Genomic DNA, 7,063 nt, shown 5'->3' on the forward strand with positions numbered 1-7,063 from the left:
GAATTGGGAATTGGGCATTGGAGCTAACAAATAACAAATAACCAATAACAAATAACAAATAACAAACAACAAACAACAAATAACCAATAACCAATAACCAATAACCAATAACCAATGACTTCTTCAAATTAGCCGGGAGATTTATTTAAAATCCATTTTAACCATTGCATGAACGATCGCCAAACGCTCAATTTCCGCACACCCGGAACTCGGTTGGCGGCCAGACTTTCAACCGAACGCAAGGCGGCGTATTGCAAGCCCAAAAAGCTGTCTACGGGCGCGTAAGGCCCTCCCAAAGTAATCGCGCCGGCTGCGTATACCCGGCCTTCTGTGTTGCTACCAGAAGTGTTCCGCAATTCGAGCACTTCAAAATCGTTGTTAACGCTCAGCCGCCCCAAATTGTTGAGGGGAAGATTGTATTGAACTACCAAATCGTTTAACAGGGGACTGGTTTTTACCTTAGCGTCCAAACCCGTAGCATCAATAATAAAATCAGCTTCTAACTTAATTTGCCCCTTGAGTTCTTTTTCCTGAATGTACGTCACGGTGCGGTTTTGACTGTCGCGCTCGACTCGCTCGACTTCGCCGAAGGTAATTTGATACCATCCTTGACTTAAACCTTCTTTGACAATCCGCCGCCAGTCGCTGCGGTTGGCTGTAGTGGTGCCGCCCCAGTCTGCGAGCAACTGCGGGCGCAATTCTGGTTGAGCTTTTTCTAAAAGTACGCAGAGTTCCCCGCCCCAGGAGGCTTTGGGCCAGTTGAAAGGTTGAAATTCGTAGTGATTTTCGACTTGTCGCACGGCGAGGTTAAATTTGTTACCTTGGGGTTTGGCCGATCGCATCAAATGCAATACTTGAATGTTGCCGTTGCGCTGTCTGGCTTCGTAAATTCGCTGCACAACGCGAGAAGCTACAATCCCTCGGCCTCTAATTAACACGCTGCCGCCCTTAGCCTCCAATTTTTGGTAAACGCTGTCGTGGTTTTCATAGGCGTTGACAACAGAGTTAAAATCCTGGGTTTTTTCGCGGTATTCCTGCAAGTCTGGCAAAAATTGAATCGCGGGATAGCCGGTGGCTAAGTGTACGTATTTGGCGATTAAAAAAGCACGATCGCGACGATCGGCATTCGATCGAGAATAAGCGATCGCGTACCTGCCGTCATCTGTTTTGCGAATGGCCCGCACTCTCCCGTAGCGAAACATCTGACTCCACCCAATTCGCAGAGTTTCCCTGTCAATCGCATCAAACACATTTCCGGCGCGAGGCGTATAAGTTTCGGCAAAAGTCGGTTCCGCAAACACCTGCCACATCAACTTTAGCGATACAATCAACCGCCCTTTGAGCAATTCCTGCCAAGCTTCCCGCAGGGCATAGGGAGGCCAGCCCCAAATGTTGTCTGGGCAAGCGTCAGAATTCGATCGCAGCCGTTCCCGCAGCGGAATTTGAGAATTTAGGCATAACCGGCGGTAGCGGGCGTAAGGCTGCTCTTCCAGGCCCAAAACCGCAATTCGATCGACTTTCACGCCGCAAATTCTCAGCAAATCCACCCAAATAAAGCTGCCCAAGCCGCCCCCAACGGCGGCCCAATCAACTTCGACTACAGGGATTCCCATCGATTGGAGCGATCGCATGGTTATTTGATTCGCCTGCAAAAAGGCGATCGGCGGAAATTCTCCGCTACTAGCTGTTTGAGGATGTGGCGCAACCATTGGCGGCGCGATCGATGGGTCTGGCCCATTGGTCTGCGGGTTAAAGAAAATGTGAGAATTGACAGAGTGGATTTCTGCGGAATTCACAGCAAAGGAAATGCCGATCGCGTAGGGCCCGATTTGCAACATATCCCCGTTGGCCAGCACGCACCGATTTTGGCGGGTACCGTTGACAAAAGTACCGTTGCGGCTGCCGGTGTCAGTAATTACGATACTGTCGCCTTCGGTGGCAATGACTCCGTGAAAGCGAGAAATTTGACTGCTGCTGAGGGCAATTCGAGAAACTCGTTTCCCGTTGATTGTGGCGGGCATAGCTTCAAAAATTCGTCCCAAGGCGATCGGCAAGTCGAGTATCGGAGAGTGACAATCCCCGGTAGTTGTGTCTTTCCAAGTCAGTCGCAGGCGCAAGGGTTGAGGATTCATTATGATTTTTTAAACATTAGCTGTCGGCTTTGAGCTTTCTTTGACAAAAGATTTTTGAATTTGAGGGTTCTGATTTGATATCAAATCCTCTCTTCATCGGAATAGTAAATTCACTGTTGACTGTTGACTGTTGACTGTTAACCGTTAACCGTTAACATCATGTATGAGTGCAACCGGAATTGATTTGAGATGAGAGCTTATATCACAAACTTTAGTAGTTTTAGGCGCACGGGGAGTAAGAAACTACGCAGTTCGGTAGACTTATGCAGGAATTACGCATTAAAACCAAAGAAACCGGGTTTTTTGCCCTTACTCTGGGTGACAACGCGCTTTTTGGTAAAAAAAACCCGGTGTATGACCCCCCGTCCGTCTAGAAATATTCTGGTTGCTGGGCCCGATATTTCCCTAGAAACCGGGCTTATACCATTTAGAAAAAATGTTGCAACAATTAAATTGTTGGACGCAGTGAAACGGAGGGTTGTTTAGTTCACCCCATGTATTAAGGTGCGTCGCTATTAGATTGTCACTTTTTTTTAGAGATTGTCGATGCATCCATACCCTACATATACTGTTGCATTAATTTGGAAAATTGGTATTAGTAAGGCAAATGGGCGGATATATTTAAGTGTGGGCGGCTTCGGTTCACTTTACCCGCGAGATTTTGAAGGGAAAATGAGCTGGGGGAAACGCTACGATTTTAGCGAGAGCATCTGGGACATGGCAAAAAGGATGTTTTTTTGAGAGCGATCGCACCTCAAATGCAAAGCACAGATGACCAGATCCTAGCATCGGCGATCGCCCTAGCCTTCATCTCAAATCAAAAATTAAAAATCTTGCCACAATCAAAAATCAAAAATCAAAAGCCATCAAGGAGAAAGCACCACACTCATCGCCGCCGCCAGAGAAGTACCGCACCACGGACACCCCGCACTCAACTGCGCGTAAGGCGAAACGCGGCTGCACTTGGGACACTGCAAACCATATTTTGAAGGCCCTGTCGGCGGGGAAGAACTTGGAATCGCGGGCCCGAGTAAAACTGTCTGCGGCGCGGCTACTTGCACCGCAGGCGCAGACACCACATCGATTTGCACTTGGCCTAAATGGATGCGGCTGTCGGATCTCAATATTGCTTCGCCCGATGCGAGAATTTTTCCATCTACCAGCGGGGGATTGGTGGGGCGCAAATTCCGCACTGCATACTCTTGCAATTCTCGATCAAAAAATATTTCGATGTGGAGTCCCGATACGCTGCGATCGTCCAATACTAGATCGCATTTTGCCCGATCGCGCCCCAGTCTTACGGTTCCCGGATTTTTGCTCGGCTGTCCTTGTTGAATCGTGTGAGTTTGACGCACCCCAGCCTCTGTCCATGTTAAAGTTAGCTGGTTTATCATAATTCTATTGTTTCCTGAACATATAAAATATTTTACTCATTTATATCAAGACTTATGCTCGTTTTTGGACTCGCGCGATCGGGCCTAGAAACCCGGTTTCTACAAGTTTTGGGTTTGGCAATCAGAATATCTGCAAAGAAACCGGGTTTCTGAGGTCACAAGGGCGATCGTCCAATGTATACCTCCGATATCATTTCCGGCAGATTAACCGCAATTAGTAAGGTTCGCAGTACGGTTTTTGTTATGGTAATCGATCGGACTTGATGTGAAAAAATATTTTGTTAACTTCAACAAAAAAGCCCCTACTTTGGGGCTTTTCGTATTCCTATCGGCTTTGTTTGAGAAACCGAATCGCGCAGTTTGCCAGCTTTTTTTTCCTGAAAAATTCTGCACCCGACTTGCGCTTTGTTATTGATTTGCCGGCGATTGCTTGCTAATCACTAATGGCTGCGGGGTTTTTGCAGTTGTCAAGCGGGGCGCTGTTTGCGATTTTTTGATGTGGCGATCGAACTCGCTGATTGCGGCAATTCGATCGCCCTACTTCCTCAAACGCGAGCGTTTGCTCGTTTCGTTGCAGGCAAAGGTTTAAGAGAATTAACTTTCGCTCTTGCGGCTTTTCTTACCACCTTCTCGACCAATTTGAGCCATGTGTTCCCGATTTCTACTGACAGCTTCACCACCTTTTTGACCAGCTTGTCTGGCTTCTTCCGAAGTAAATTCGTGGGCTGTTCCTTTCGCGTGTGCAGCTTTTCCGCCTTTGCTAGCAATTGCGCGCTGTTTTTCGGCATCCATAGAAGCGAATCCGCGTTTGCTTTTCTCAGCCATGACTGTCTCCTTGTGTTTTTTCTGATTTTTTAGCTCGATCGCGCCTTCGCCTCCCACTGTAATTGGTATTTCCAGTCAGTGGTGAGATATCAGACGGTAAATTATCAAACACCATCGCGCGAATTTAAACTGTTGGTTTAAGTCGCAGAATGACTGTTTTGTAGTTTACAAATGTGAACTAAAAATAGTTCACGCCCGGGCACTGTAATTAGAGCCGCCCATGTTTAAGCAGTTTACCGTCTTTCAATCATTCTATAAATTCCTCAACTTTTATACCTCTTTCTCAGGTATAGTCATTCTTTAGTTCGCTGGAAGGATGGAACCGAAAGCTGATTGGCGGTAAACTCAGGGGATTTTTCGACAAGGGGGCGACACTTCAAAAATTTCAAGTCTAAAGACGGATACTTTTTTTGTCTTTTTACTTTTCTTTTTTTATGTTCCCACCCAAAAATCGATACTTGCTTTCCGACTTCACCCCTGGAGAGATTGAAATTTTAGACAAGAGTTCAATCTCCGGTGATTCACGGCGCTGCAAGTCAAATCCCCAATCGAAAATGCGAAAAATGCGAAAATCCACCGAGTCCTTCCGGGCTTGTCAGTTATTCCGCTGTTAGTCGATCGGCCGATCGAGTGGTTTCAGGCAAGCGATATCTTGGGGTGCAGCGCAGGACATACTCGATCGCACTTATCAAGTTTATTCTGTGACCGATCGATACATAAATCGGTTTTACCCCTGTTTGCGTCCTCAGCGCTGCCCCTACTATCGATCCATCTTCCAGCAAGGGCTGCCAACTGCCCCGTTCGAGTCCTACTTCTGAATGTTCTCCAACAAATCGAGTTTTGGCAACTCCGATCGTCCCAATTCCTGTCAAAACTCCCAAATGGCAGGCAAGACCGAACCTGCGGGGGTGAGCGAGTCCTTGACCGTCGCACAATATCAAATCTGGTTTCAAACTGATATTTTCTAAAGCGTCCAGGACTGCAGGCACTTCTCGAAAAGACAGGAAACCGGGAATGTAAGGAAAAGCTGTAGGACTGCGAACCACAGACTGCTGCTGCAATTGCAAGTCGGGAAAGCTCAGAACTGTGACAGCCGCCAGCGATACGCTGTCTGCACTGTTGTAACCGACATCTACGCCTGCGACATACCGAACTGTCTCAAGTTGATTTTCGGTAATTACCAATGGCCGGAGGTGTTCTTGAATGGCGATCGCCTCTTCAATTGTTTCGGGCCAAGGGTGTCGCTGCCACATTAGATATCTTGATTCAACCGTTCTCATCTAAGTTTAACTTATTTTCTGCCATTTTTCATCTCGGATTTTGCTCCTTGGTCGCTATAAATTCACTACTGATATACGGAGTCTTTTTTATACGCGCAATACTTAAGTAAGGCGGGCCCAAACCCATTCTACAAATAGAGTCCGATCTTTACAAAAATTACCTGTTCGAGCCGGATTTTTGAGCTTTCTCAAAAGCTTTTGAGCTTCCAGCGCCCTTTGATAACCTGCTAAAGAGCGATCGAGCTATCTATTCAATTCGGGATCTAAAATCATCACCCTTGTCAAGATATTGAAACATTTATTTATCAATAAATTCAACCTGGCACAAGTGCCATAATTAATATCACAACATCGAGCTAACGGAAATATTATGCTTTTGCATTTTAGAGGCTCTCCGATAGGAAAATTCCTATGATTTTTATGAATCAAATAAATGAATTTATGAGTTGTTGCATCATTAATATAAAGTTATCATCTTAGATAGCGAAGAGAAAACTAACATCCAGTAACACAACATAGGTCAATTAACATATGAAAACCCTGCCAAATGTTCGGTACAACCTCGCTCTCTACATCGTCGGTGGCATCGTCTTCATCATCGCCGCCTTAATTTTAAAACCTTTTACCATCGTCGGCCCAGGTGAACGGGGCGTAATGATGCGCTTCGGCAAAGTTCAAGACGCGATTTTAGATGAAGGCATCCACCCGATTTTACCGATTGTTACCTCTGTCAAAACTCTCAGCGTGCGAGTACAAAAAACAGATGCGAAAGCAGAGGCAGCATCCAAAGATTTGCAAAGCATTACTACAGATTTGGCAGTCAACTGGAATGTCGATCCCGCAAAAGTTAATCAAATTTTCCAACAAATAGGAGATGAAGAACAAATTGTTGCCAGCATTCTGAGCCCGGCAATTTCGGAAGTTCTCAAAGCAGCAACTTCTAAAAAAACAGCCGAAGAAATTATCACTAAACGGACGGAACTAAAAACAGAAATCGACAACAGCCTCAAAAAGCGTTTGGAACCTTACGGTGTCATCGTCAGAGATGTTTCGTTAATAAATTTTGGCTTTTCGCCAGAATTTAGCAAGGCTATCGAAGCCAAACAGATAGCAGAACAAGAAGCCAAACAAGCAGAATTTACAGTTAAAAAAGCAACCCAAGATGCTCGAGCCCAAATTAACCGCGCTAAGGGGCAAGCCGAAGCTCAACGCTTGCAGCGGCAAACTTTAACTTCAGAAATTTTGCAGCAGCAAGCGATTGAAAAATGGAACGGCCAGTTTCCGACAGTAATGGGAGGAGGCGGAACTTTGCCGTTAATTAATATTGCGCCGCCCAGTTCTCAAGCTGCAACTAATGTTAAATAAACTGCTGCAGATTGTGATAGCCGGGGCGCGGGGAGAAGGAGAGAAGAGAAAAGGGGGAGAAGGGGTG

General features: G+C 46.1%; 6 protein-coding genes. 2 read left to right on the forward strand and 4 right to left on the reverse strand.

Going from position 1 to position 7,063, the window contains the following annotated elements:
• Positions 1 to 128: 128 nt before the first annotated feature.
• Together AACV78_RS15785 and AACV78_RS15790 are read right to left on the reverse strand one after the other, a co-directional pair.
• Positions 129 to 2,132, reverse strand: coding sequence for an FHA domain-containing protein (locus AACV78_RS15785; protein ID WP_194012606.1), 2,004 nt, complete (start codon positions 2,130 to 2,132; stop codon positions 129 to 131).
• A gap of 866 nt (positions 2,133 to 2,998) precedes the next feature.
• The gene (locus tag AACV78_RS15790) at positions 2,999 to 3,526 is read right to left on the reverse strand and encodes an FHA domain-containing protein (RefSeq protein WP_194012607.1); all 528 of its coding nucleotides are present in this window, start codon (positions 3,524 to 3,526) and stop codon (positions 2,999 to 3,001) included.
• 430 nt (positions 3,527 to 3,956) lie between these two features.
• Between AACV78_RS15790 and AACV78_RS15795 the strand changes: the two genes are divergently transcribed.
• Entirely contained in the window at positions 3,957 to 4,115 is a 159-nt protein-coding gene (locus AACV78_RS15795; RefSeq protein WP_194012608.1) for a hypothetical protein, read from the forward strand.
• 5 nt (positions 4,116 to 4,120) lie between these two features.
• Here the strand turns inward: AACV78_RS15795 and AACV78_RS15800 are convergent, their stop codons facing one another.
• Both AACV78_RS15800 and nfi read right to left on the reverse strand, forming a co-directional pair.
• Positions 4,121 to 4,408, reverse strand: a complete 288-nt coding sequence (locus tag AACV78_RS15800) for a KGG domain-containing protein (RefSeq protein ID WP_333086846.1) — start codon at positions 4,406 to 4,408, stop codon at positions 4,121 to 4,123.
• Positions 4,409 to 4,950: 542 nt separating this feature from the next.
• Entirely contained in the window at positions 4,951 to 5,604 is a 654-nt protein-coding gene (gene nfi, locus AACV78_RS15805) for a deoxyribonuclease V (protein WP_194012609.1), read from the reverse strand.
• Between the two features lie 558 nt (positions 5,605 to 6,162).
• Here nfi and AACV78_RS15810 point away from each other — a divergent pair.
• The gene (locus AACV78_RS15810) at positions 6,163 to 6,996 is read left to right on the forward strand and encodes a prohibitin family protein (RefSeq protein WP_194012610.1); all 834 of its coding nucleotides are present in this window, start codon (positions 6,163 to 6,165) and stop codon (positions 6,994 to 6,996) included.
• The last annotated feature ends 67 nt before the right edge of the window (positions 6,997 to 7,063 follow it).

Origin of the sequence: Tychonema sp. LEGE 07196 (assembly GCF_963890365.1) — a bacterium.
Classification (GTDB): domain Bacteria; phylum Cyanobacteriota; class Cyanobacteriia; order Cyanobacteriales; family Microcoleaceae; genus Microcoleus.

Coding starts and splice junctions, on each gene's coding strand:
- AACV78_RS15790 (WP_194012607.1), bottom strand. CDS start 3,526: ATGATAAACCAGCTAACTTTAACATGGACAGAGGCTGGGGTGCGTCAA.
- AACV78_RS15785 (WP_194012606.1), bottom strand. CDS start 2,132: ATGAATCCTCAACCCTTGCGCCTGCGACTGACTTGGAAAGACACAACT.
- nfi (WP_194012609.1), bottom strand. CDS start 5,604: ATGTGGCAGCGACACCCTTGGCCCGAAACAATTGAAGAGGCGATCGCC.
- AACV78_RS15810 (WP_194012610.1), top strand. CDS start 6,163: ATGAAAACCCTGCCAAATGTTCGGTACAACCTCGCTCTCTACATCGTC.